Raw genomic sequence first — 25,241 nt, forward strand, 5'->3', positions numbered from 1 at the left:
AGGGAAAACGAAAACGCCGGACTTGATGCAGTCCGGCGTTTTTTATTATTCTTTCTTTTTTGCCTTGCTGGCTTGCAGTTTACCCAGCAACAAAACGATGCCGGCACCGGCTATGGGCATTAAATTGATGACGGCCGGGACATTGGATTTAAGCCAGCCATGGATGGCGACATCTTCAGCGAACATGCCGCCCGCTATCCAGCCCAGCATGGCTCCGCCAAAATAAATAACCAGGGGGAAGCGGTCTATCAGTTTCAGTACCAGCTGGCTACCCATGACGATAATCGGGATGCTCAGCAAGATACCAAAAATGACCAGCCAGTTATGACCGCCTGCGGCACCAGAAATGGCGATGACATTGTCCATGCTCATGACGGCATCGGCCACTATCACGGTTTTGATTGCAGTGAACAGAGTAGAACCACCATCGATTTCATGCGCTTCTTCGTCTTCCGGTATTAAGAGCTTGACGCCTATCCACAGCAGCAGCAAGGCACCGACTATTTTCAGATAAGGTATGGCCAACAAGTTCAGGGCAAACAGGATGAGGGCAATACGCAAGCCTATGGCGCCAACCATGCCCCAAAAAATACCGAGTTTGCGTTGATGATCAGGCAGGCGGCGGCATGCCATTCCTATCACGATGGCATTGTCGCCGCCGAGCAAAATGTCAATTGCCATGATTTGCAGGATGGCAAACCAAAATTGTGGATTACTGATGTCCATGAATTAATTTTTTCCAGAGTTATTGTCGTTTTTTTTGAATAGCCTACATTCTGGTGTATGGCGTAAAAAAATGCATAGGCAGAAATATGCCTGTTGTTATTCACCCTCAGTAGTACTACTTAAGTCACTAGCTTGACCATCCCGGATTCTATCTTGCCCGCGCAGCGCATGTGCATGGAATTGGTGATTGCGGTAGCAATAAAACTGGATAGATTGCAGGCGATGATGGTAATTGTTGCATTGCAATATGATCATTTATTGCTAGCCTATGCTTACGCCCATAGAATGATTTCGGTTTTTAGTAAATGGCGTTGCCATCATTAAATCAAAGTCGGTCCGGGAGCAATTCCGGTCATTATTCAAAATATCGGAGATAGTATGGAACGTCGTTCCTTTCTTAAAAAAGCCGCGGCAGGTGCGTCAGTTGGCGCTGCGGTTGCCGCGCCAGCCCTGGCTGCGGATGCTTTGCCAACCTTGAATTGGCGTTTGACATCCAGTTTCCCAAAAAGCCTGGACACCATCTTTGGTGCATCTGAGGTTTTTGCGGCCCGCGTCAAAGAACTGACTGACGGGAAATTGAATATACGGGTGTTTTCTGCCGGTGAGATTGTTCCTGGTACAGCGGTTTTGGACGCTGTGCAAAATGGCACGGTAGAAATGGGACATACTGCATCTTATTACTATTTTGGTAAAGACCCGACATTTGCATTTGATACAGCGGTACCGTTTGGCCTGACTTCGCGTCAACAAACTGCCTGGATGCTGCATGGTAACGGCATGAAGCTCATGCGTGAATTCTTTGCTGAATACAATGTGGTGAACTTCCTGGGTGGGAATACCGGCACCCAAATGGGTGGCTGGTTCCGCAAAGAAATCAAGACGGTTGCAGATTTGAATGGCTTGAAATTCCGGGTTGGTGGTTTTGCTGGTCGCGTGTTGTCCAAACTGGGCACAGTGCCGCAACAGATCGCTGGCGGTGACATTTATCCTGCGCTGGAAAAAGGTACGATAGATGCGGCTGAATGGGTAGGCCCTTATGATGATGAAAAACTGGGCTTCAACAAGATCGCCAAGTTTTATTACTACCCAGGCTGGTGGGAAGGCGGCGCGCAGTTGTCCTTCTATGTCAGCAAGAAAGAATGGGACAAGCTGCCCAAGCAGTACCAGGCGGCGATTGAGGTAGCAACGCATGAGGCGCATAACGACATGCAAGCCAAGTACGATGCACGCAACCCGGCTGCTCTGGGGCGTTTGCTGGCGCAAAAAATCAATCTGAAACCTTTCCCGCAACCAGTCATGGATGCATGCTTCAAGGCTGCCCAGGAAACCTTTACTGAAGAAGTCGCAAAGAATCCCAAGTTTGCCAAGGTGTATACGGACTGGGTCAACTTCCGCAACAACCAGGGCCAATGGTTTGGAGTTGCTGAACAAGCCTTTGCACGATTTAACTTTGGCAAGGCTTTGAAATAATTCTGATCTGAGTTTCGTCAGTAAAAAATCCCCGTAGAAATTTCTGCGGGGATTTTTTTGCAGACTGCATTTGATTGTAGCAATGAAAAAACCTCTGCTGTTTATGGTCAGAGGTTTTTTTGTATTGCCTGCTTATTACCTATCTACTGCTTATTTACCACTTACTTCTGTGGCTCCTGGAATTGGAACTTTGGCGGCTCCTCTTCTGGCGGTGTTTCAGGCGTGGCAGGTGTGCTGGCGGGCTTTTCAGTGCTGTCGCTAAATACCGGTGGTTTGACGTCAGCATCGGGCTCGTTGACGGTTTTTTCTATCACCAGATTATCGGACACGGGCTTGTTCGAGCCTTTATCAAGCAGGGCAGTGACCATGACAGGGAAGCACATGACCAACACTACCATGATCATCTGCAAGCCTACCCAAGGCAGGGCACCCCAGTAAATATCTGAACTCTTGACTTCCTTGGGAGCCACACCACGCAGATAGAACAGCGCAAAACCAAATGGCGGATGCATGAACGAGGTTTGCATATTCACGCACAACATCACGCCAAACCACACCAGCGCGGCAGAAGATGCAGCTTGTGGACTGCCCACGCTTTCCAGCAAAACTGGCGCAAGGATTTTTTCTGCCACAGGCGCCAGCATGGGAACCACGATGAAGGCAATTTCAAAGAAATCCAGGAAGAAGGCCAGGAAGAAAATGAACAAGTTGACGATCAACAAGAAACCTATCCAGCCGCCAGGTAAGGAAGTGAACAAATGCTCTACCCAGACACCACCATCAACACCTTGAAATACCACGGAGAAGCAGGTTGAGCCTATCAGGATAAAGACGACCATGGCAGTGATGCGCATGGTGGATTGATATCCCAGTGTGATCAGTGCCCGCAAATCACCAATCCGGTAAGCGCGCGTCACCAGCCAGACAATGGCGATATAGACGACAACCAGGGCGATTTGCAATGCCAGTTTTGCTGGCTTGCTGACCTCTGCAGTATCAGAGTAGAAGAACAGGCCGATGATCAAGGCAGCACCAAGGCCAACCAGGCCAGCGCGGAAGGCCAGTTTATCTCTCTTGTTGAATTCCTTGTCACGCAAGACAGCAAGAATGATTGCACCCAGCGCGCCCATGGCACCGGATTCGGTCGGTGTGGCTATACCCAGCATCATGGTGCCGAGCACCATGAAAATCAGTACAGCGGATGGAATAATCCCTTGCAGACATTTTTTCCACAAGGCCAGGCCCTGCAAGGTCCGTGCTTCTTTGGGGACGGCAGGCAGCCATTCCGGTTTGATGCGTGACAGGATGAAGGTGTACAACATGAACAGGGCAATCTGAACCAGTGATGGTCCCCATGCGCCCAGATACATGCTACCTACGTCAGCGCTGGAAGTCTGGGTTTTCAATTGATCAGCCAGCACCACCAGTACCAGTGAAGGTGGTACCAATTGGGTAATCGTTCCAGAAGCCGCCAGTACGCCGGTGGTGTAGCGCATGTTGTAACCATAACGCATCATGACTGGCAATGAAATCATTGCCATCGCAATTACCTGTGCAGCAACCGTGCCTGTGATGGCACCAAGTATGAAGCCGACGATAATGACTGAATAGCCAAGACCACCACGGATAGGGCCAAACAGCTGGCCCATGGAGTCGAGCATGTCTTCTGCCAGGCCACACTTCTCCAGGATCGCCCCCATGAAGGTAAAGAAGGGAATGGCCAATAAAAGATCATTGGCCAGTACGCTGCCGAAAATACGTTGTGGTACAGCCTGCAGGAAAGCGACGTTGAAAAACCCCAGTTCTATCGATAGCAGACCAAAGGAAAGACCAACAGCCAATAGTGAAAATGCGACGGGGAAACCGACCAGCATGAACAAAACCAGGCCGCCAAACATCAGTGGCGGCATATACTCTAGAGGGATCATTGCACAGGCCTTTCGTATTTCGATTCCAGATGTGTCTTGCCCAGCAAGGATGCAATACGTTTGATGAGTTCAGATACGCCTTGCAATGTCAGTAATGCAAAGCCAACAGGAACGATCAGTTTGATCGGGTAGCGCGGCAGGCCACCAGAGTTACTCGATTGCTCCAGGATTGCCCATGATGGCAGGAACAGGGATTTCCAGGCCAGCCAGGAAAACAGTATGCATGAGGGGAAAAGGAAGAAGACGATGCCGAAAATATCGATCCAGAGTTGAGCCCGTTCAGAAACATGGGCGTAAATCAAATCTACCCTGACGTGTTCATTTTTCTGGAAGGTGTACGAGGCACCCAGCATCACGGCGGCACCAAACAAATACCATTGCAACTCCAATGGCCAGTTGTCACTCCAGTCGAAACCATAACGTATTAACGCATTCGTAGCGCTGACGATACATGATAATAAAATTAACAAGTTTGCCAGACTGCCGATACGCTCATTCATTACGTCGATCCATTTAGACAGACGCAGAAATACTTGCATATACATATCTCCTGAGTTTTTATTTTATAGACTACTAAAGAAATTTATCCTGTCAGGGAAACATAAAGCCCTGCACAGGATCGCTTCTTGGTGTCTTATTTTGGTGTTTCTGGAATCACCATGAGCTTGGTGCAGGTATTCCGGAAACCGTCACGAGTATAAGACATTTTTTCACATACACGAGAGTCTGTCGGCGTTGAAAAAATGCTTTTTTGGAGTGAAAACGACATTCCCAGTATTTCTACTTAGATGAATATTTAACGCGGGAATTTGAAGCTTGATGGAGAGGTGCGATTTCCGTGTGGTAAATCGCACCCTGATCAGCAGTTTGATGCAGATATGCCAACTTGCCTGGTCAGGCTTGCTTTAACCAAGCTTACTTTAACCAAGCTTACTTTATGCAAGCTTAACTGAGCTGACTGCGCAACCTGGCTATGGCCAGTTTGACTTGTTGTGGTGCCGTACCGCCTATATGATTACGTGCGGCAACCGAGCCTTCCAGTGTCAATACGTGGAACACATCCTCGTTGATGAGGCTGGAGAATGCACGTAATTCTTCCAATGACATATCGCTGAGGTCGCAGGCTTTATCTACACAGGTACGTACTGCCAGCGCCACTGCTTCGTGGGCATCGCGGAAAGGCAGGCCTTTTTTGACCAGATAATCAGCCAGATCGGTTGCTGTGGCATAGCCTTGCAAGGCAGCAGCGCGCATGGCTTCTGGTTTAACGGTAATGCCGCCTGCCATGTCTGCAAAAATGCGCAGGGTATCAATGACGGTATCTACAGTATCAAACAAGGGTTCTTTGTCTTCCTGGTTGTCCTTGTTGTAAGCCAGGGGCTGGCCTTTCATCAAGGTCAGCAGGGCAATCAAATGACCGTTAACGCGGCCGGTTTTGCCACGTGCCAGTTCTGGTACGTCAGGGTTTTTCTTTTGCGGCATGATGGAAGAGCCTGTGCAAAAGCGGTCAGCGATATCGATGAAGCCTATGCGCGGGCTCATCCAGATCACCAGCTCTTCTGACATGCGTGAAATATGTGTCATTACCAAGGCAGCCGCAGCGCAAAATTCGATGGCGAAATCACGGTCAGAGACGGCATCCAGCGAGTTGTAGCAAACCTCGTCAAAGCCCAGGGTTTTGGCGACGCGTTCACGGTCGATAGGGAAGGTCGTGCCAGCCAGCGCTGCTGCACCAAGCGGCAGGCGGTTGACACGTCTGCGGCAATCGTGCATGCGCTCTGCATCACGGCCAAACATTTCTACATAGGCAAGAATGTGGTGACCAAAAGTGATGGGTTGCGCCACTTGCATATGGGTAAAGCCAGGCAAGATGGTGTCAGCATTCTTTTCTGCCAGATCCAGCAAGGCCAGACGGAAGTCTCGCAACAGGCCGAGGATATTATCGATGGCACTGCGCATGTACAGGCGTATGTCGGTGGCGACCTGGTCATTGCGTGAACGGCCAGTATGCAGGCGTTTGCCAGCATCGCCGACCAGCTCGGTCAGGCGTTTTTCTATGTTCAGATGCACATCTTCCAGATCCAGCAACCATTCAAACTTGCCGCTGTCGATTTCAGATTTGATCTGTGCCATGCCACGTTGTATGTCGGCATAATCCTGGGCCGTGATGATGCTTTGTGCCTGCAACATTTCAGCATGCGCCAGTGAGCCTTCAATATCAAAGGCGGCCATGCGATTGTCGAAAAAAACCGAGGCAGTATAGCGTTTGACCAGATCGGAAACAGGTTCAGAGAAACGGGCAGACCATGCCTCGCTTTTTTTATTGAATTGTGATGTCATAGTGAATTGTTGCCATATTGGCTGCATTTGCGAGAGAAGTTTCGGTGATTATCCCAGATTTTGCGTCTGATTACCCTTGGAAATGCCAGATGCCTGCTTAGCCGTGGATAATTAGTCATTTAATTTGCTTGCCCAGCGTCCGTGTAGCCGCTTATGAGGCGCAGGCCAGTTACGAATTAAAATGTTGTTACGCGTACAAATAATAAAGATAAACAAAAATGACTAGCGATAAGAAAAGCACCGTAAGCGAGCCGCTGATTCCTGATTGTTGCAATTTGGGTGTGTTTTCCCGTATCTTGATCAGTGTGAATCTGCTGGCATTGCTGGCCTTATGGTCGCGGGGAGACGAATGGCGTGTGGTATTGCAAAATTTTTTGGAAAGCGCGGCATTGCTGGAAACGATATGTCTGCTGTCTTTGCTGGTTTTATGCAATGTGCGCAGATTGGCGATGCATTACTACATGTCTGGCTGGTTTCAGCGATTGTTGTGTTGTACGTTGCCAACAACGATAGCTGCCTTGCTGATGCTGTATTTGCGTACGCAAGACTGGATATTGGCAGGTTTCCCTAAACTTAATCCCATCTTTGTCGTAGCCGCAACTGGTTTGCTGGCGCTGGCATTTCAACAGTATTTTGAATTGCGTACACGAGCTTTTTCGCCTGCGCTGGGTGAGGCCAAGCTGCAAGCCTTGCAAGCCAGGATACGTCCACATTTTTTATTCAATAGCCTCAATACTGCTTTGTCGCTGATACGTACCGACCCACGCCGTGCAGAAGTTGTGCTGGAAGATCTGGCTGATTTATTCAGGGTATTGATGCGCGACACGCGCAATGTCACCAGTTTGCAGGATGAGATACGCTTGTGTGAGCAATATCTGGCAATAGAAAAAATACGCCTGGGAGAGCGTATGCAGGTGACCTGGGATAAAGAAAAAATTTCACCCAAAGAATTGGGTGAAATACAAATTCCTTCCTTGTTGTTGCAACCCTTGCTCGAAAATGCGGTTCATTACGGCGTTGAGCCATCAGTGGAACGGGCGACCGTCACAGTAGAGATAAAGCGTCAACTGGATAAGGTCGAAATTCGTATTCGGAATCCTTATCACGCAGAAGCGAATGTGGTTTCCGGCAATCAGATGGCATTGGAAAACATACGGCAGCGACTAAGTTTGCTTTATGATATCGAAGCGCAAATTCAATACGGAGTAGTGGATGCGTACTTTGAGGTTAAATTGCAATTCCCGGCTAAAAGATGATGACACCAAGAATACTGATTGTTGATGATGAAGCTCCCGCAAGACAAAGGTTGATGGCCCTATTGTCGGATATTGAGGCTGAATGCCCGGTGACCGTCGTTGGAGAAGCTGAAAACGCCATGCGGGCGCTGGAACAAATCGGCAATTTGCAGCCAGATATCGTTTTGCTTGATGTGCAGATGCCGGGCATGAATGGCATAGAGCTGGCGCAGCACCTGGCGCAGCATCAAGCCAACTTGCGCTCTCCAGCAATTATTTTTGTGACTGCCTATGATGAATTTGCCGTCAAGGCTTTTGAAGTGCATGCGCTGGATTACCTGATGAAGCCAGTGCGGGCCAGTCGTCTGGTCGATGCCCTGGTGCGCGCCAGCGAAAAAATGAAGGGGGCGCGCCGTCTGCCCGAAACCATGGCAACAGATGCCAGTGGATCCAGACGCAAGCATTTTTCAGTGCTGGAAAGAGGGCGGATATTATTGGTGCCCGTGGCTGATGTGCTGTTTTTGAAGGCAGAGCAAAAATATGTGACCCTGCATACTGTGCAGCGCGAATATCTGCTGGAAGAGTCGCTGACTTCAATAGAGTTGGAACTGGGTGATTTACTGGTCAGGGTGCACAGGAATGCTCTGGTTGCCCGTGGTGCCATTAATGGTGTCGAGCGGGCAGTGCAATTGGTGGATGTGGAGAATAATCAGGAAAAGGTATCAGAATCCTGGCAAATCATCGTTAGCGGTTGTACTGAGCGTTTGCCGATTTCACGCAGGCAATGGCCCATTATCAAGGCTTTGGTGCGGGTTTGACTTGTCTTGCGCGCTGAGCAAGTCCAGCGCCAGACCGTTCAGCGCCAGACCGGCAAGCCAGTCAGGTCAGTGTTTTCATCATGTACCCAGGCTGGCAGACCTGTGCGATCAGTTGGGCCCAGTACTTCCAAAAGTTCAAGCTGCTCTTGTTTTTTGCCGCGCTGACGTTGTGCTGGCAAAGGCTTCCTGGCTTCTGGCAATAAAAATGCTGGTTCGCCAAAGCCGGGTAATTCCAGAGTAGCGTGATCTTTATTGTCTTTCATCAGTTGAGCTTGATCAATGTTGATGTTTGGCGATATTTTGTGACGCTTGAGCAAAACGCAAAATAAACCGACCCTGGCAATTGCTTGCCAGAAGTATCAATAGTGCTCGGTAAATTTGTGCGAATGCACCAGAACAAAAAAACTTGGTTGCGGGGGCAGGATTTGAACCTACGACCTTCGGGTTATGAGCCCGACGAGCTGCCAGACTGCTCCACCCCGCGTCTGAAGGAGGCGAATTGTACATGGCGCGGGCGCTATATACAATCTTTTATGGAAATATTTTTATACGCGCATCAAATCAGTAATCTGAAGCAGACTTAATTTGCCATTCTTCACAATACAAATGTGGAAAATAATGCTGCTGATGCAACCCGCAGAATAAATTGGATGCATAATGGACGCATAGGGAAGCGTAGTAGTGGTGCAGTGTATGCACCAGGCCAAAGATCATTTTCAGGAGCGAAAAAGCAGTTATGGAATTCGAAGTTATTGACACACAAATTTCACCCGGCGGCCGCATGGAAGTTTTGTCCAAGGCCGAGGTCGTGCAATTGCTCGACAATAGTCATGGTGGTCTGTATCAGGTGTTTCGCAGTTGCGCATTGGCAGTATTGAATTGCGGCAGTGGGCTTGATGACGGCAAGGAATTGCTGGAGCGCTACAAGAGTTTTGATATCAGCATTATCCAGCGTGAACGCGGCATCAAACTGGATGTCAAGGGAGCGCCAGCCAGCGCCTTTGTTGATGGCGTGATGATCAAAGGGATACAAGAGCATTTGTTTGCCGTGTTGCGGGACATCCTGTTCATCAAGGCAGCCATCGAAGACGACCGTAAATTTGATTTAACTACCACTGAGGGCATCAGTGACGCCGTTTTTCACGTCATGCGTAATGCCAATTTGCTTAAGCCACAAGTCAACCCCAATATGGTGGTGTGCTGGGGTGGGCATTCGATTTCCAGTAATGAATACGATTACACCAAGCATGTAGGTTATCAGCTGGGTTTGCGCGGCATGGATATTTGCACAGGTTGTGGCCCAGGTGCCATGAAAGGCCCGATGAAAGGTGCCACCATAGGCCATGCCAAGCAAAGAATTACTACTGGCCGTTACCTGGGGATTACAGAACCCGGCATTATTGCTGCCGAAGCACCAAACCCCATCGTCAATGACCTGGTGATTTTGCCGGATATAGAAAAGCGTCTCGAAGCTTTTGTACGCATGGGGCATGCTGTGATTGTGTTCCCTGGTGGTGCAGGTACGGCGGAAGAAATTTTGTACCTCTTGGGTATCTTGCTGCATCCCGATAATGCCGATCTGCCTTTCCCCTTGATTTTTACCGGGCCAGAAAGTGCAGCAGATTATTTCCGTCAGATAGACCAGTTTATTGCTGCAACCCTGGGGCCTAAAGCGCAGCAGAGTTACAAGATCATTGTCAATGATCCGGTCAGGGTGGCGCAAGAAGTGCAAGCAGGTATCAAAGAGGTGCGTGAATTCCGCAAAGCCAAGGGCGATGCGTATTATTTCAACTGGTTGTTGAAGATAGATGCAGAATTCCAAAAACCGTTTGAACCTACCCATGAAAACATGCGCAATCTGGCGCTGCACAAAAACCAGGAAACCCATTTGCTGGCGGCAAATCTGCGCCGTGCTTTTTCAGGGGTAGTGGCAGGCAATGTCAAAAACCAGGGCATACGTGCGATAGAAAAACATGGACATTTTGAAATTCGCGGCGATAGTGAAATAATGGCATCAATGGATACCTTGCTGGCATCTTTTGTTGCACAAAGTCGCATGAAATTACCCGGTAAGGCTTATACCCCTTGCTACCGTGTTATAAAGTAATTGCGTTGCAGTAAAACCGTAGGATAATGGTGCAACCCTGTTCCATCAATATGAGGAAAACAGACATGAGTTCCGTACAGCAAGAAGTCGACGAACGTACCAACCTGACTGCGTCCAACAAGTTTGAGCTTTTGCTGTTCCGGTTGGGGACAGATGGCAACAGCGACAGGTCAGAATTGTTTGGCATTAATGTCTTCAAGGTGCGAGAGATAGTCGCCATGCCCACGATTACCGGTATGGCAGGCGCAATGCCTCATATGCTGGGCGTAGTGAATTTGCGCGGGCAGATCATCCCTGTCATTGATTTACCTTCCGTAGTCGGGCTGAAACCCAAGACTGGCCTGAATATTATGCTGGTGACTGAATATGCACGTACTACCCAGGGTTTTGCGGTCGAATCAGTAGAAGAAATCGTGCGTCTCGACTGGAACCAGGTTTTGTCAGCTGAAAACAGTGCTGTTGGCGGCATGGTGACCAGTATTGCCCGTCTGGATGGCGATACTGAAGATACTCGCCTGGCCCAGGTGCTGGACGTTGAACAAATCCTGCGCCAGATCACACCGTCTGACACCAAGGATGTTGACCCTGAAACCATAGGTGCCAAACTGAAAATGCAAGCCGGGGCTTCCATTCTGGCTGCTGATGATTCAGCTGTAGCCCGCGGCCTGATCGAGCAAGCCCTGACTGCCATGGGTGCGCAATACATCATGACCAAGACCGGTAAAGAAGCCTGGGAGAAATTGCAATCCCTGGCAGCTGCGGCGCAGGCTGAAGGCAAGGGAGTGCGTGACAAGGTTGCGATGGTGCTGACAGACCTGGAAATGCCAGAGATGGATGGCTTTACCCTGACACGCAAGATCAAGCAGGATGACAGGTTTAAATTCTTGCCGGTGGTGATACATTCGTCTTTGTCAGGTGCGACCAACGAAGACCATATCAAGACCGTAGGTGCAGATGCCTATGTTGCCAAGTTCGTTGCTGAAGAATTGGCTGCGACGATACGTGCCGTACTGGCAAAATAAATCTTGCAGTAGAAGTTGGAAGTCGTAAAAAAGGGTGCAATTAGTGAAATAATTGCACCCTTTTTTTGCACCCTTTTTTGTATCTGGCCTTGTTACCTCTACCTTGCTTGCGCTGGCACACGTTCCCAACCGCCTGGGCAAGACTTAATTGCTGGGTAAAAGCCATCAGGCTGATGGCAATATAGCCAATCCTTGCCTGCCGTCGACTGAGGAGCCAAGTTGGGCAGGCTGATGATGTTGCTGTCATTGCTATAGTCTGGAGCATAGGTATTGTAAGTACCATAGCTATCCGTATAAACCACGTTGCCAGTGCTGACCACCGGCGTAACGTAGCTGACGGCAGGGGCTATCACCAGGCTGGGGTAATAACGCCATGAATAATCATAAGGGTAGTACGCAGACACATAGCTATGGCGGTTGCCATAATTAAAATACAGCGGCGGGATAGATACACCGATGCTCACCCTCGGGTGGAAATGATGGACGCCAGGGCGCGCCCCTGCAGATCCGGCAAGCATGACTAAACCCAGGGCGAGGGCAAATATTCTGAATGATTTCATGGTTATTTCGCAATAAAATATTTGTTTGATGACTATTTATCAGTTTAGGTCGAAATCAGGAAACTTATTGAGAAAATTTCACTCTTTATGATTCACTGCGCCAGGCTTGGTTTGCAAGCATGTGGGCAGAATAAATAAAACAATAGCGCGTTATCTTAAAGGGAATTATGAAATTCGTGATTAAAAAATGTGCAGCCTTGTGCGCTCTGGCCTTGCTGGTAAATTTGCCAGTGTATGCTGTCGAAGCCGTCATGGCTGATGCTCCTGACGCTGCCAAACCGGGCATACGCGAACAATACACCAAATATGAATACCAGATCCCCATGCGTGATGGTACCCGGCTTTTTACTGTGGTGTATGTTCCCAAAGACAGTAGCAAGTCTTATCCCTTTTTGATGATTCGATCCCCCTATGGCAGTGGTGTCTATGATGGTGGGCAGTCGCACTATGGCGTGGATTTTTACCCGCAATCATTGGGGCCATCAAAAGAGTTTGACCAAAGTGGCTATATCTTTGTCAAGCAAGACGTGCGTGGACGTTATATGTCTGAAGGCGTCTGGCAAGAGATGACGCCGCATATCAAGGCAAGCAGGTTGGCAGGCGAGGGTGTCGAAAGCCAGGACATGCATGACACCGTTGAATGGCTGTTGAAAAACGTCAAGGGCAATAATGGCAAGGTCGGCATCTGGGGTATTTCTTACCCGGGCTTTTATGCCTCAGCCAGCATCATCGATTCGCATCCGGCCATCAAGGCAGCATCGCCACAAGCACCTGTCACTGATTTGTTCATGGGTGACGATTCCTACCATGGTGGTGCCTTCATGCTGGCCGCCAATTTTGGGTTCTTTTCCAACTTTACTGTAGAAAAAAATCCCACCACCTTGCCCAAGCGCTGGGAAGAGTTTGATTTTGGTACCTCAGATGGTTATCAATACTTTCTCAAGCATATGAGCCTGAAAAATATTACTGCCCAGCTGTCAGCCAAGCAGCGCGAATTACTGATGCCAACGATAGAGCATAGTACTTATGATGATTTCTGGAAGAGCAGGAATATCGCACCTCACCTGAAAAACATCAAGGCAGCCGTGCTGACTGTTGGCGGCTGGTATGACGCTGAAGACCCTCAAGGGCCATTCACGACTTATCACAGCATCAAAAGCAATAACAAGGGTTATTACAATGGCCTGGTCATGGGCCCATGGTCACATGGGGGCTGGGCGAGTGCTGACGGTAAATCCATCGGCAATGTCAGCTTTGACACCAAGACAGGTGACTACTATCGCAAGAACATCGTTTTCCCTTTCTTTGAACAGCATTTGAAAGGTACGGCTGGCAAGGCCTTGCCAGAGGTAACCGTATTTGAAACTGGTACCAATGTCTGGCGTGAATACCCAAGCTGGCCGCCGCAGCAAGCGCAAAAACGCACCCTGTATTTTGGCAATGACGGCAGCTTGAGCTGGAAAGAACCGCAGACAGAATTCAATACCTTTGATGAATATGTCAGCGACCCTAAAAAGCCCGTGCCTTTTATTTCGTATGCTGCCACTGGTGCACCGCGTGAATATGTCGTCTCTGACCAGCGCTTTGCATCAAGCAGACCAGATGTACTGGTCTACCAGACAGAACCTTTGGAAGAAGATGTGACCATCGTCGGACCAGTCAATCCAAAATTGTTTGTGTCCACTTCAGGTACGGATGCTGATTGGGTCGTCAAACTCATCGATGTTTATCCATCGACTTATCCGGATAAACAGGTAGTGCGCGAACGTGCCAATGATGTGCCGCCACCGTCAGTAGCCATGGCTGGTTATCAGCAACTGGTCAGGGGTGAACCGCTGCGCGGCAAGTTCCGCAACAGCTTTGAAAAGCCTGAGCCATTTGTGCCGGGCAAGGTGGCAGCCATCAGCTATAACATGCCGGATATCCAGCACACCTTCCGCCGTGGTCATCGCATCATGGTGCAGGTGCAGAGTAGCTGGTTCCCGCTGGTGGATTTGAATCCGCAAAAATTCATGGATATCCCAAAAGCCAATCCTGAAGATTTCCAGAAAGCCACGCAAAGAGTGTATCGCTCACCCGGACAATATTCTGGTATAGCTGTGCAAGTACTGCCATCAAAAAATTGAAAACGGAGAAATAAAAATGAAAACAAAAAATATCTTCAAGCGCAGTGTGCTGGCCAGCATGGTTGGGTTGGCGTGCATGGGCAATGCGGTGATGGCCCAAACGGCGACATCAAACCAGCTCGTGCTGGAATCCATGACCATGGATAAAAAGGCCGACCCTTGCACGGATTTTTTTCAATATTCAAATGGCGAATGGCTGAAAGCCAATCCCATTCCTTCAGACCGTGCGCGTTACAGTGCCTATGACGAAGTGACCGAACGGAATTTGGCGGCATTGAAACTGATTGCCGAGACCGCTGCAAAGGGTGATGGCAAGAGCAAGGCAGCACAACTGGTGGGTGCGTTTTATGCCAGTGGCATGAATGAGGCGCAGATAGAAAAAGAAGGTGTCAAACCGCTGGAACCACAGTTTGCGCAAATCAATGGCATCAAGGATAGCCAACAATTGCTGGCCGTGATCGCCGGTTTGCATAAGCAAGGTGTTTCACCCTTGTTTGGTTTTGCAGTAGACCAGGACGCCAAGAATACCACGCGCTATATCCCGCAAATCATGCAGGGTGGCCTGGGTTTGCCAGACCGCGATTATTACCTGAAGACCGATGCCAAGACCAAGGATATCCGCGACAAATACGTGGCTTATGTGACTCAGCTTTTTACTTTGCTTGGAGATGCACCAGACCAGGCAAAGAAAAATGCTGCCGTTGTCCTGACGCTGGAAACCCGTCTGGCCAAGGCATCATTGACCAAGGTCGAATTGCGTGACCCACAAGCCAGTTACCACTTGTCTGACTTGAATGCCTTGCAAAAGGCAGATAAAAAAACTGCCTGGGCGACTTATTTTAATGAACTGGGTCTGGCGCAGCCAGGTCAATTCAATCTTGCTCATCCCAAGTTTGTTGCCGAAGCAGGGCGCATGGTCAATACCGTCAGCCTTGATCAATGGAAAACTTATTTGCGCTGGCAATTGGCGAATGCGCGTGCCAGGGATTTGAGTTCAGCCTTTGTCAATGCCAACTTTGATTTCTATGGCAAGACCCTGGCAGGTACCAAGGAATTGCAGCCACGCTGGAAGCGTGTTCTCGGTTCTATCGATGCCATGGCAGGCGAAGCCATGGGGGAATTGTATGTCGCCAAATTCTTTGGCCCTGAAGCCAAGGCTGGTGTACTGGAAATGGTCGACAACATCAAGCTGGCCATGCGTGAAAGTATCAGCAAGCTGGAATGGATGTCGGATACGACCAAGCAGCAAGCCTATAAAAAACTCGACACGATACTCGTCAAGATAGGTTACCCCGACGTCTGGCGTGATTACAGCAGTCTGCAGATAGACACTGGCCCGTATGCAGCGAACATGGCACGCGCCGCTGAATTTGAATTCAAGCGCAATCTCGCCAAACTGGGCAAGCCCATAGACAGAAACGAATGGGGCATGACGCCACAAACCGTGAACGCCTACTACAACCCCACCATGAATGAAATGGTGTTCCCGGCGGGTATCTTGCAACCACCTTTATATCATGTGAATGCAGACCCGGCGGCCAACTACGGCAATACGGGCGCAACAATTGGCCATGAACTAACGCATGCCTTTGATGATGAAGGACGTCAATTTGATGCCCAGGGTAATCTCAAAAGCTGGTGGACTAAAGACGACGAGAAAAAATTCCTGGTCCGCGTCAAAGCCATAGAAAAGCAATTTGACGAGTTCAATCCCATCGACAAATTGCATATCAATGGCAAATTGACTGCCGGTGAAAATATTGCCGATCTGGGTGGGATGAAGATAGCCCTGCAGGCTTTACACAAATCGCTGGAGCGCAAGCCTCAGGCCAAAGAAATTGATGGTTTGACGGTTGATCAGCGCTTCTTTGTCGCCAATGCGCAAAGCTTCCGTAGCCTTATCCGTGATGAGATGCTGCGCATGAAACTTGCAACTGATCCTCACTCACCAGACAAATACCGTGTCATCGCGCCGTTGGCAAATATGACAGAATTCTCTGATGCGTTCCAGTGCAAGGGAGATCGTTCACCCCTGCGCCCGACGACGACACGGGTAAATATCTGGTAACAGCGTATACTATGGCCTGAAATGCAGTAGAGACTGCAGGTTGGGGTGATACTGGATGTAAATCTGGCAACCCCAAGCCTGCCAAATATTTCTTGTCATCAGAGTGCATGCCAGGCATGCACTCCAGATATGTAGGGCTATATGGAAACCAAAGTTGTTGAATTTGAACGTCCACAAATGGATGTGGGTAGTAGCTGTACTGCCAATGCCTGGGCGCGTATCCCGGATGCGCCTTCAGCCATAGAAAAGCTGGAACTGAAAGCCAGGGTGCGCCAGCTTTTGAAAGAAAAGCAGGCTGTATTGGTGGCGCATTATTATGTCGATGCCGAACTGCAGGACCTGGCAGAAGAAACCGGTGGCTGCGTTTCTGATTCGCTGGAAATGGCAAGATTTGGCCGCGACCATCCCGCCAAGACCCTGGTCGTGGCCGGTGTCAAGTTCATGGGCGAAACAGCCAAAATACTCAGCCCCGAAAAAACCATTTTAATGCCTGACCTGGATGCGACTTGCTCGCTGGACCTGGGTTGCCCGGCAGATGAGTTTGCAGCGTTCTGCGATGCCCATCCCGACCGCACCGTCGTCGTGTATGCCAATACCAGCGCTGCCGTCAAAGCTCGTGCTGACTGGATGGTGACGTCCAGTATAGGTCTGGACATTGTTGCTCACTTGCATGCGCAAGGTAAAAAAATACTCTGGGCACCTGATAAGCATCTGGGTGGTTATATCCAGAAGCAGACAGGTGCAGACATGTTGCTGTGGCAGGGTTCCTGCCTGGTACATGATGAGTTCAAAGGGATAGAGCTGGATGTGCTCAAGGCTGAGCATCCAAATGCCAAAGTCCTGGTGCACCCAGAGTCACCGGCTGCAGTCGTTGCTCTGGCTGATGTGGTCGGTTCGACTTCACAAATGATCCATGCTGCAAAGACTCTGGATGCAGATGAATTTATCGTCGCCACAGACAATGGCATCCTGCACAAAATGCAAATGGCTGCGCCTACCAAGCGTTTCATCGTTGCCCCAACCGCTGGTAATAGTGCGACTTGCAAGAGCTGTGCACATTGCCCATGGATGGCGATGAATGGCTTGCGCAATCTGGTGCAGGTGCTGGAAAACGGCAATAATGAAATCCAGGTTGACCCTGCAGTTGGGCAAAAAGCCAAAGTTTGCATAGACCGCATGCTGGATTTTGCTGCCGCCAAAAAAGCCAATGTACGTCCTTCAGGTGATTTGGCGAAAGAAACCAAACTGTTCTCCGGCATAGGCCCGGCCTGAGAACCTGTTGACGATCTTACTGCGCAAGCGCAACAGGAATTAATGCGGGGGCTCATGCGCTGCTCTTCACCCCGCTGACGCACGCTCGCTACAGATCGTAAGCAGGTTCTGAATGCTGCGCAAGCTAAATAAAATTAAACTGAGGTGATCTGGACATGTCTGGTAATTTAAAGAATACGCATTTCCCATTTGATGCAGATTTACAAAAAGCATTTGAACGCAATATCAGCGATGCGCTGCTTGAAGATGTCGGCGCTGCCGACCTGACTGGCTTGCTGGTGCCTGCAGATGAAGTAGTGCAGGCACAAGTCATTGTGCGTGAAGATGCCGTTCTCTGTGGTGCCCCGTGGTTCGACACCGTCATGACAACGCTGGATACAAGCATAGAAATAGACTGGCAATATGCCGAAGGCGAGCAGATGAAGGCAAATACTGTCGTTTGCAAAATCAAGGCACCTGCCAGGGCCTTGCTGACAGCTGAGCGTTCTGCGCTGAATTTCCTGCAATTGTTATCTGCTGTCGCAACCGCGACCAGCAAATATGTCGCCATCATCGCTGGCACAAAAGCAGCCATACTCGACACCCGTAAAACCTTGCCCGGCCTGCGTCTGGCGCAAAAATATGCAGTGCGTGTAGGCGGCGGCAAGAACCAGCGCCTGGCCTTGTATGACGGTATTCTCATCAAGGAAAACCATATCGCCGCCGCAGGTGGCGTAGCTGAAGCCATGCAAGCTGCCCTGAGCTTGAATGCGGGCGTCAGCATTCAAATAGAAGTGGAAACACTAGAACAATTGCAGACTGCATTGAACGCTGGTGCCAAGTCCATTTTGCTGGATAATTTCAACACCAACATGATGCGCGAAGCAGTGGTCATCACTGCTGGCCGTGCCTTGCTGGAAGCATCTGGTGGTATTGATCATGCAAGCGTGAGAGCCATAGCCGAGACTGGCGTGGACAGGATATCCATAGGTAGCCTGACCAAGGATATCAAGGCGACGGATTATTCTTTGCGGATTATTTAATTACTTCATTTCACATGCTGTTTGAAAACCAAAACTTTGCATCCAGATTGAGGAAGCCTGTCAGTCTGGATGAGCATGTCTTTCGCTATTGTGAATTTTCAGATATACAATTTGAAGGGGGAGATATCACATCTACCTTCCTGGCTTGCAGCTTTACAGACTGTGGATGGTACTGGGGTCTGTTCAATACCAGCATTCTTGTTGATGTAAAGTTTTTAAATTGTACTTTTCATGGGACGGCATTTTCAGGTGCCAGATTCGTTAACTGTGAATTTGAGAATTGTGCATTTTTAAAAGACAATCTCAACTCCCCATGCACATTCAATCAGGTAAGCTGGTTTGCTTGCAAACAGAGAAATTGTACAGGACTTGAAAGTGAGTTTCGTACAAGAGATAAAGAGCGTAGTTATATTTCCTGATTTATCTTGAGCTACTTGCGGTCAGTTCGTTTTCGTTCATTGGTAAGTTGTAGATTGCAATTTTTATGGAATAATTTATTCCGTATATCGCAACATCAATACATGTTGCGATTCATCTTTTTTGCTCATGACCAGTTCTATCCAACTCGCGGCTTTTTCACCATAAAGCTTCAGTAGAAGATCTGTCAGGTCGCTTGTCTGTGCCGGGCTTAGCTTCGTTTCTCTGATGAGGGCAAGGTATGATGCACCGATTCCTATCAGGCTGTAGCCATAATTTTCTCTGAGATGCAGGCACAGGGTGTGATTTTCAAAGGGGTCCAGATCCGATGAGAAATAGCCGTTAGGAAATGCTGCCAGACTGTCTTCAGCTGTGTTGACAATGGCTCTGAAAGCATAAACGCTGTCATCCAGAATTGATATCCAGTTTTCTTGTGCTGAGATTAGTTCTAAAAGTGATCCATCATTTAAAAGCAGATTTTTCTCTTGAAAGATTTGTTCCAAGCTGCTTTCTTTGCATAGTTTTTCAAAATTTCCCAGACGAATAAAAAATTCTGATTTGGTACTGAGATAGCCGACATGCTCGCCGTTCTCAAAGCATATCGCATCAAGTGAGCTTAAATCGAAACCTTCTGTCTCGTCCAGGTTATGAGAGCCCTTGCTATGCATGGACGTGTACTGAGCTTGTCCCAGATCATCTAAAGTTAGCAGTATTCTGGATTCGGGGAACATGTTCCCCAGTGCTCTCCAGTCATCTAGTAATTCGGTCTGACTATCGTATTTTTCTGCTTCATATACATCACACAAATATTCAAAATCTTTGGATGATAAGGGTTTGAATTTCATTTTTTTGCTCGTCCCGGATTACTGATAATTAATTACAGTGGAAGACGTACGTGTGCCGCATCAACCATCAGTACGTAAAGCCGCAATCGGGTCCAGTGCTGCGGCCTGTCGTGCCGGGAATACACCAAAGCCCAGGCCAACCGCTACACACGAACTGACTGCAATAAACAGGCTGACAGGTGACCAGGCGACAGACCAGCCTGCCAATGCGGCAATGCTATATGCTGCAACTGCCCCCAACACCACACCAAGCAAAGCTCCGCTGAAAGCGATTACCAGGGCTTCTGCAAGAAACTGTTCTATGACGTCACGTCTGCGCGCACCCAGGGCGCGCTTCAGGCCAATTTCACGGCGGCGTTCCAGTACATTGGCCAGCATGATATTCATGATGCCTATGCCGCCTACCAGTAAGGATACGGCAGCAATCGAACTCATGACGATGGTGAAGATGCGCTGGGTTTGCTGGTTTTGCCTGTACAAGCCCATGGGGACGATGAGATTGGTGTCGTCTGTGCCTGCATGTCTTTGTTCTATCAGGTTTTGCAGGACTCGCGCCGCGATGTCTGGTGGGGTTTGACCATCCAGGCGCAAGCTCAAGCTATCAACTTCATTTTCCAGGGCAGTGAAATGGAAGCGGGCGCGCCCGGTTTGCCAGGGGACGAACAGGCGCTCATCGTCCAGTCCCAGTTTGACACCCTCGAATTCTGACTTGCTCAATGCACGGTCAGCCAGCACACCAACCACTTCCAGCCAGGCATGATTGAGTTTGATGCGTTCACCGATAGCTTGTTTGTCACCAAACAGCTGATGTGCCAGGCGCGGGCCTATCACACATACTGGTGCCAGACTGGCATCATCCTGCGGGCTTAACCAGCGCCCCTGGCCAATTTGCAGGCCACCGAGTTCTGCATACGAATCAGATACGGCAAAGGCGCGGGCAGGAACGACGCTATTGCCACTGACTAACTGGTCAACCTTGATTTCCTTTTTTAGTGCCACTGCTTTTGCACCAGGCACGACCGCCAGTGCGGCATCTGCATCGGCCGCAGACAAGCCCAGTGAGCGTGTGCGTATGTCCTTGAGGCGTTTGTCGTCGATGTTCTTGCTTTCGATGATGACATTGTCCAGGCCCAGTTCTGCCACCAGGCGCAAGGCTTCGCGGCGGCTGCCTTCACCTACAGCCAGCATGGCAACGATGGCTGCGACACCAAATATCATGCCCAATAAAGTCAGGCCGGTACGTAATTTGCGCCTTTGCAGTTCATTAATGGCTTCCAGTATCAGGGCGCGGTTCATGACTGTGTATCCTTGTTTTTTTCTTTGTCTTTATTTTTGTCTTTATCTTTTATTTCGGGCAGAAGGACAATCTGATTACCCTGACTGATGCCTGACTTGATTTCACTGCGCACTGGTCCACGCTGACCCAGTACCACAGTCTGGCGTTTAAGCTGATCACCTTCTTTGACATAGGTGGCAAAGCTGGCACCATCTTGCACCAGGGCGATGTTTGGTACGGTCATGGCTTTGGCTTGATTGATGAGACTTACCGTACCCAATAATGCCTGACCTGGTTTCAATGCCAGAGTTTGTGCCTGTTCTTTTTTGAAAGCGGCTTCAAACGTGATGAATTTGACTGGGGAGTCTCGAGACGTGACGCTGGCACTATTGCCAACCTTGGTGATGCTGAGTTCGATTTCCTGGCCACTGCCAGCCAGGCGCACTTTCACAGGCAAGCCGACTTTCAGGCCAAAGGTGCGGCCTTCTTCTATACTGAAATTGGCAACCAGTTGATCCAAGTCAGGGAGTGAACCAAATTCTTCGCGGGGGCGGAAGCTTGAGCCTACCTGTGGTTTGCTGCCATCCCAGTTTGCCTGTAGCAAAAACACGCCATCATGCGGCGCCAATAATTCCAGCGCATCCAGGTTTTTCTTGTGCTGGATGGCATTCAGGCTGACACTTTCTTTTTGTGAGCTTAGTACAGCTTGTTCTGCTGCACTACGCGCCTGTACCTGACCGGTTTTCCAGTTCAGGTAACCACGTTTGTTCTTGAGAAAACCGCTATCCTGTAATTCATCCAGAATTTTATTACGTGAAAAAATGGCAAGGTCGGCATTGGCATAGCGTTCACTCAGGCGCAAATCTGTCTGGACTTTTGCATTATCTGCCGCCAGGGTAGAGCGGCTGCTGGCATCGCTGGCCTGTATGGTTTCTTTCGCTAGTTCCTTGCGCAGTAATTCCAGTTCAGCTTGCGATAATTCCATGCGGGATTTTGGGGCGTCAAAACGGGCAATGACCTGATCTTTTTTTACCAGGCTACCTTCGGGCAGCATGTCAACCAGGGTGCGGCCATCCCAGCCCTGTCCTGGTACAGTCAACGGGGTTTTGTTGGCAGCGATAATTTCCCCATTGACGACGATGCTTTCTTGCCAGATTCTGGGCGCAAAAGTTTCTGTCGCCACTTGCACCTGATCGGTTTTGCCAGTGCAGGCAAGATTACTCACAGATAGTGTCACGCAGGTAAAGAGGAGTCGGATGTTCATTTTTTAACTACTCCGGCCGCTGGTGTGTCTGTTCCTGCTGCATTCAAAATGGCTTGCACGGCAGCACCAGGCTTGAGCCCTTTGGGCATCTGGTCAAATTCAAGTTCTATATCGCGCACGATGATGGGTTGTGAGCTTGATTTGCTATGAAATACATTGCCGAGACCGGTCACGCGTGCGGGCACTGTCAGGTTTGCCCCCGGGATGGTGATGCGCGCACTTTGCCCTATGGCGATTGTGCTTGATTGCGCTTCTGGTATTTTGGCCGAGACAAATAATTTGTCCGGGTCCGCCACACTGGCTATCGATAATCCCATCCAGATCTGGCTGCCAGTCGTGAATTTTTCACCCTCCATATTGGTTTTGTAAATCATCATGCCGGGTTTTGAGGCTGTTATGGTCAGGGCTTGCTGGCCTTTCATTAATACGTCTATCTTTCCCTGCAGCTTGGCTATCTCTGTTTCCAGTCCGACCTTTTCAGCCTTGCGGGCGCGTGCCTGCGTGGTGCGAAGCTTCAAGGAAAGTGCTGCCAGATCGCTATTGAGTGATTTTTCTATAACCAGTTTGTCGTAATCCACACGTCGTATTAATTCTTTTGGCATGGTGGCTTTACGTGCGGCTTTTTCGGCATTGCTTTGTGCTTCGGCCACTGAGAGGTCAACAGCTTTTTCTGCCTCTGATTGTTCCAGCTTCAGTTTTTCCAGCGCCCTCAGTTTTTCATTCAACTGACTTTTTTGGCTGGCGAGTTGGGTCGGTACTTCGGCTGCCTGGAACATGGCAAGTATGTCGCCAGCTTTTACTGCACTGCCTTCCGGCGCAATTTTGGCCAAGGTATACTGCCAGATATAGGGGATGGTGGGCGGCCCTATCGGCGTATTGTTGCGCGATTGTATTTCACCTTCTATGGTCAGTTCCCCGGTTTTGGCGATACGCTTTTCTGTCGCTTGCTGGCTGGCCTGTACTGGCTCTATCAGCGCGCTCATGCCAGGCACCAGCTTGAGATTTAATTGCTGTGGTAATTTGATACTGACTCGGAAATACCTGCCATAACCCCAACTATTGTGTTCTTCAGGGGCGTTGGAAATGCTGGCGATACTGGCGATTGTTTCAGATCCTGGCAAGGCATCAAATTTCAGTTTAACGGCCTGTCCCTCTTTCAGGTATATCCTGTCGGCTTCCAGTGTCCAGGCCTGCACTTCCATCTGGCCTGAGCCTATGACCTGACCCGCATTATTGCCAGGAAAGGCGCTGGATCCTTCTTCCAGTCTCTCGTTACGCCAGTTGCTATAACCATGGACAACGAAGCCATCCTGCGTGGCACGCACTTCAGATTGGGTCAGTTGTGCCTTGAGATAATTGATATTGATTTCCTGTTTTTTGATTTCCAGCTCAGCATCTGATTTTTTCCTGTTGATAGCAGCATAGGCGTCATCAAATGCCAGTTGTTTCACTTGCAGGTCGCGTTCCGATCTTTCTCTTTCTCCCTGGTATTTATCAAAGTCCAGCGCAGAAATCTGTGCCTTCGGCAAGGCAGCATCGACGAGTGCCTTGGCGAGTGCTGCCTTTGCTGTGACCAGGTTTTTTTCGGCTTCAAGTGCTGCGACTTCCAGTTTTGCCTGCTCGGAATCGGCTTTGGCCCTGGTTTGCTGCATGCCAATTTCCAGTTGCTCTATATTCGAACCATTAGGTGTTTCTATGCGAAGTACCAGATCGCCTTTTTTTACTTTGCTACCTTCAGCAATAAAATTCCGCAAAACCACGGGAGCAGAATTTGAGGGAGGGACAAAAATGGTTTGAGAATCTTTGGCGATGACTTCACCAGTTAACAAGACCGGGCGGTTCTTTGCAGATAGGGATGCTTTGGCGGTATCGGCAGGTGCTACTGATGAAGCTGGTGCCAGTGCAGGCATGCTCAAGCAAGCAGTGAGTATGCAGACGCTCAGCTTTGAGAAGCGTAAGTGTTTAGGTAAGTTGTGCTTCATGCTGCGATCCCCGCAACCTTGCCGTCCGCCAGATGGATAGTTCTTTGCGCCTTGGCAGCCACTGCAGGATCGTGAGTCACCAGCACCAGAGTTTGACCATTCGCATGCAATTCACCAAGCAAGCCCAGGACATCGGCGGCACTTTTCGAATCCAGGTTGCCAGTAGGTTCATCTGCCAGTAACAAGGCAGGTTGATTCAGCAGGGCACGGGCGATGGCTGCACGTTGCAACTGGCCGCCAGATAATTCACCCGGCCTGTGATCCATGCGCTGTGCCAGACCTATGCGTTCAAGTAACTGGCGGGCGCGTGTTTCTGCCTGCGCATCAGGGGCCTTGCTATAACGTTGCGGCAGCAGCACATTTTCCAGCACGGTCAAGCGTGGTAATAAATGAAAAGATTGAAAGACAAAGCCAATGCTGCGGTTGCGTATATCAGATGCCGCGTCATCATTCATGGCACTGATTTCTTCCTGATTCAACAGGTAGCGCCCATGATCAGGGCGGTCAAGTGCGCCAAGTACATTGAGTAATGTGGATTTGCCAGAACCTGAAGGGCCCATGATGGCGACAAACTCGCCGCTGGTGATGTGTAAATCTATGCCGTCAAGCGCCCTGATTTCATTGCCGCCCTGCTTATATGTCTTACGTATCTGACTGAGCTTTATCATGCCAATTTTTTCTGGTTTCAGGTAGGCTGCGCCGGAAAAAACTGCTGATATGATTACCCGGCAAGCAAGCTGGGAAGTATCACTGTGATAATTTA

At 49.4% G+C, this 25,241-nt stretch carries 20 protein-coding genes and 1 tRNA gene; 9 read left to right on the forward strand and 12 right to left on the reverse strand.

The features are described from left to right. Window positions 1–45: 45 nt before the first annotated feature. Entirely contained in the window at window positions 46–726 is a 681-nt protein-coding gene (locus ACO0LD_RS16485) for a TerC family protein (protein WP_423008676.1), read from the reverse strand. 378 nt (window positions 727–1,104) lie between these two features. Between ACO0LD_RS16485 and ACO0LD_RS16490 the strand changes: the two genes are divergently transcribed. Next, window positions 1,105–2,196, forward strand: coding sequence for a TRAP transporter substrate-binding protein (locus ACO0LD_RS16490; RefSeq protein ID WP_423008678.1), 1,092 nt, complete (start codon window positions 1,105–1,107; stop codon window positions 2,194–2,196). Window positions 2,197–2,357: 161 nt separating this feature from the next. On the opposite strand, the gene ACO0LD_RS16495 is transcribed toward ACO0LD_RS16490, so the two are convergent. The 3 genes from ACO0LD_RS16495 to argH form a co-directional block, all read right to left on the reverse strand. Beyond that, window positions 2,358–4,124 carry a TRAP transporter large permease gene (locus ACO0LD_RS16495; RefSeq protein WP_423008681.1) on the reverse strand — a complete coding sequence of 589 codons (1,767 nt, stop codon included), beginning with the start codon at window positions 4,122–4,124 and terminating at the stop codon, window positions 2,358–2,360. After that, window positions 4,121–4,663 carry a TRAP transporter small permease subunit gene (locus ACO0LD_RS16500; protein ID WP_423008683.1) on the reverse strand — a complete coding sequence of 181 codons (543 nt, stop codon included), beginning with the start codon at window positions 4,661–4,663 and terminating at the stop codon, window positions 4,121–4,123. Before ACO0LD_RS16500 ends, ACO0LD_RS16495 begins: the two co-directional genes overlap by 4 nt. Before the next feature lie 406 nt (window positions 4,664–5,069). Continuing rightward, on the reverse strand, window positions 5,070–6,464 hold the full coding sequence (gene argH / locus ACO0LD_RS16505) for an argininosuccinate lyase (RefSeq protein WP_423008685.1): 1,395 nt from the start codon (window positions 6,462–6,464) through the stop codon (window positions 5,070–5,072). Between the two features lie 218 nt (window positions 6,465–6,682). On the opposite strand from argH, the gene ACO0LD_RS16510 reads away from it, so the two are divergent. Then, window positions 6,683–7,720: a sensor histidine kinase gene (locus ACO0LD_RS16510; protein ID WP_423008687.1), complete on the forward strand. Its 1,038-nt coding sequence runs from the start codon at window positions 6,683–6,685 to the stop codon at window positions 7,718–7,720. Continuing rightward, window positions 7,717–8,517 (forward strand): LytR/AlgR family response regulator transcription factor, encoded by an 801-nt coding sequence (locus ACO0LD_RS16515; protein WP_423008689.1) that lies wholly within the window; start codon window positions 7,717–7,719, stop codon window positions 8,515–8,517. Before ACO0LD_RS16510 ends, ACO0LD_RS16515 begins: the two co-directional genes overlap by 4 nt. Window positions 8,518–8,555: 38 nt before the next feature. Here the strand turns inward: ACO0LD_RS16515 and ACO0LD_RS16520 are convergent, their stop codons facing one another. Continuing rightward, on the reverse strand, window positions 8,556–8,780 hold the full coding sequence (locus tag ACO0LD_RS16520) for a hypothetical protein (RefSeq protein WP_423008691.1): 225 nt from the start codon (window positions 8,778–8,780) through the stop codon (window positions 8,556–8,558). Between the two features lie 144 nt (window positions 8,781–8,924). Further along, window positions 8,925–9,001 (reverse strand) — tRNA-Met (locus tag ACO0LD_RS16525). A 252-nt stretch (window positions 9,002–9,253) separates the two neighbouring features. Between ACO0LD_RS16525 and ppnN the strand changes: the two genes are divergently transcribed. Both ppnN and ACO0LD_RS16535 read left to right on the forward strand, forming a co-directional pair. Beyond that, on the forward strand, window positions 9,254–10,624 hold the full coding sequence (gene ppnN, locus ACO0LD_RS16530) for a nucleotide 5'-monophosphate nucleosidase PpnN (protein ID WP_423008693.1): 1,371 nt from the start codon (window positions 9,254–9,256) through the stop codon (window positions 10,622–10,624). A gap of 65 nt (window positions 10,625–10,689) precedes the next feature. Then, a complete protein-coding gene (locus ACO0LD_RS16535) occupies window positions 10,690–11,646 on the forward strand; it encodes a chemotaxis protein (RefSeq protein ID WP_423008695.1) in 957 nt (318 codons plus the stop codon). Between the two features lie 98 nt (window positions 11,647–11,744). Here ACO0LD_RS16535 and ACO0LD_RS16540 read toward each other — a convergent pair whose 3' ends face one another. Next, window positions 11,745–12,206 (reverse strand): hypothetical protein, encoded by a 462-nt coding sequence (locus ACO0LD_RS16540; RefSeq protein WP_423008697.1) that lies wholly within the window; start codon window positions 12,204–12,206, stop codon window positions 11,745–11,747. A 167-nt stretch (window positions 12,207–12,373) separates the two neighbouring features. Between ACO0LD_RS16540 and ACO0LD_RS16545 the strand changes: the two genes are divergently transcribed. The 4 genes from ACO0LD_RS16545 to nadC all read left to right on the forward strand — a co-directional run bounded on the left by ACO0LD_RS16545 (window position 12,374) and on the right by nadC (window position 18,694). Then, window positions 12,374–14,332, forward strand: coding sequence for a CocE/NonD family hydrolase (locus ACO0LD_RS16545; RefSeq protein ID WP_423008699.1), 1,959 nt, complete (start codon window positions 12,374–12,376; stop codon window positions 14,330–14,332). A gap of 16 nt (window positions 14,333–14,348) precedes the next feature. Continuing rightward, window positions 14,349–16,400 (forward strand): M13 family metallopeptidase, encoded by a 2,052-nt coding sequence (locus tag ACO0LD_RS16550; protein WP_423008701.1) that lies wholly within the window; start codon window positions 14,349–14,351, stop codon window positions 16,398–16,400. A 141-nt stretch (window positions 16,401–16,541) separates the two neighbouring features. Further along, window positions 16,542–17,672 (forward strand): quinolinate synthase NadA, encoded by a 1,131-nt coding sequence (nadA, locus tag ACO0LD_RS16555; protein ID WP_423008703.1) that lies wholly within the window; start codon window positions 16,542–16,544, stop codon window positions 17,670–17,672. Window positions 17,673–17,827: 155 nt separating this feature from the next. Next, window positions 17,828–18,694 (forward strand): carboxylating nicotinate-nucleotide diphosphorylase, encoded by an 867-nt coding sequence (gene nadC / locus ACO0LD_RS16560; protein WP_423008705.1) that lies wholly within the window; start codon window positions 17,828–17,830, stop codon window positions 18,692–18,694. A 494-nt stretch (window positions 18,695–19,188) separates the two neighbouring features. On the opposite strand, the gene ACO0LD_RS16565 is transcribed toward nadC, so the two are convergent. The 5 genes from ACO0LD_RS16565 to ACO0LD_RS16585 are packed head-to-tail and all read right to left on the reverse strand — an operon-like array spanning window position 19,189 to window position 25,146. Beyond that, a complete protein-coding gene (locus ACO0LD_RS16565) occupies window positions 19,189–19,956 on the reverse strand; it encodes a hypothetical protein (RefSeq protein ID WP_423008707.1) in 768 nt (255 codons plus the stop codon). Window positions 19,957–20,016: 60 nt separating this feature from the next. Beyond that, window positions 20,017–21,252, reverse strand: a complete 1,236-nt coding sequence (locus tag ACO0LD_RS16570) for an ABC transporter permease (RefSeq protein WP_423008709.1) — start codon at window positions 21,250–21,252, stop codon at window positions 20,017–20,019. After that, window positions 21,249–22,496 (reverse strand): efflux RND transporter periplasmic adaptor subunit, encoded by a 1,248-nt coding sequence (locus ACO0LD_RS16575; protein ID WP_423008711.1) that lies wholly within the window; start codon window positions 22,494–22,496, stop codon window positions 21,249–21,251. Before ACO0LD_RS16575 ends, ACO0LD_RS16570 begins: the two co-directional genes overlap by 4 nt. After that, window positions 22,493–24,478, reverse strand: coding sequence for an HlyD family efflux transporter periplasmic adaptor subunit (locus ACO0LD_RS16580; RefSeq protein ID WP_423008714.1), 1,986 nt, complete (start codon window positions 24,476–24,478; stop codon window positions 22,493–22,495). Before ACO0LD_RS16580 ends, ACO0LD_RS16575 begins: the two co-directional genes overlap by 4 nt. After that, window positions 24,475–25,146, reverse strand: a complete 672-nt coding sequence (locus tag ACO0LD_RS16585) for an ABC transporter ATP-binding protein (RefSeq protein ID WP_423008716.1) — start codon at window positions 25,144–25,146, stop codon at window positions 24,475–24,477. Before ACO0LD_RS16585 ends, ACO0LD_RS16580 begins: the two co-directional genes overlap by 4 nt. Between the last annotated feature and the right edge of the window lie 95 nt (window positions 25,147–25,241).

The organism is Undibacterium sp. Ji83W (assembly GCF_049340385.1).
In the GTDB taxonomy this organism is placed as follows: Bacteria; Pseudomonadota; Gammaproteobacteria; order Burkholderiales; family Burkholderiaceae_D; genus Undibacterium.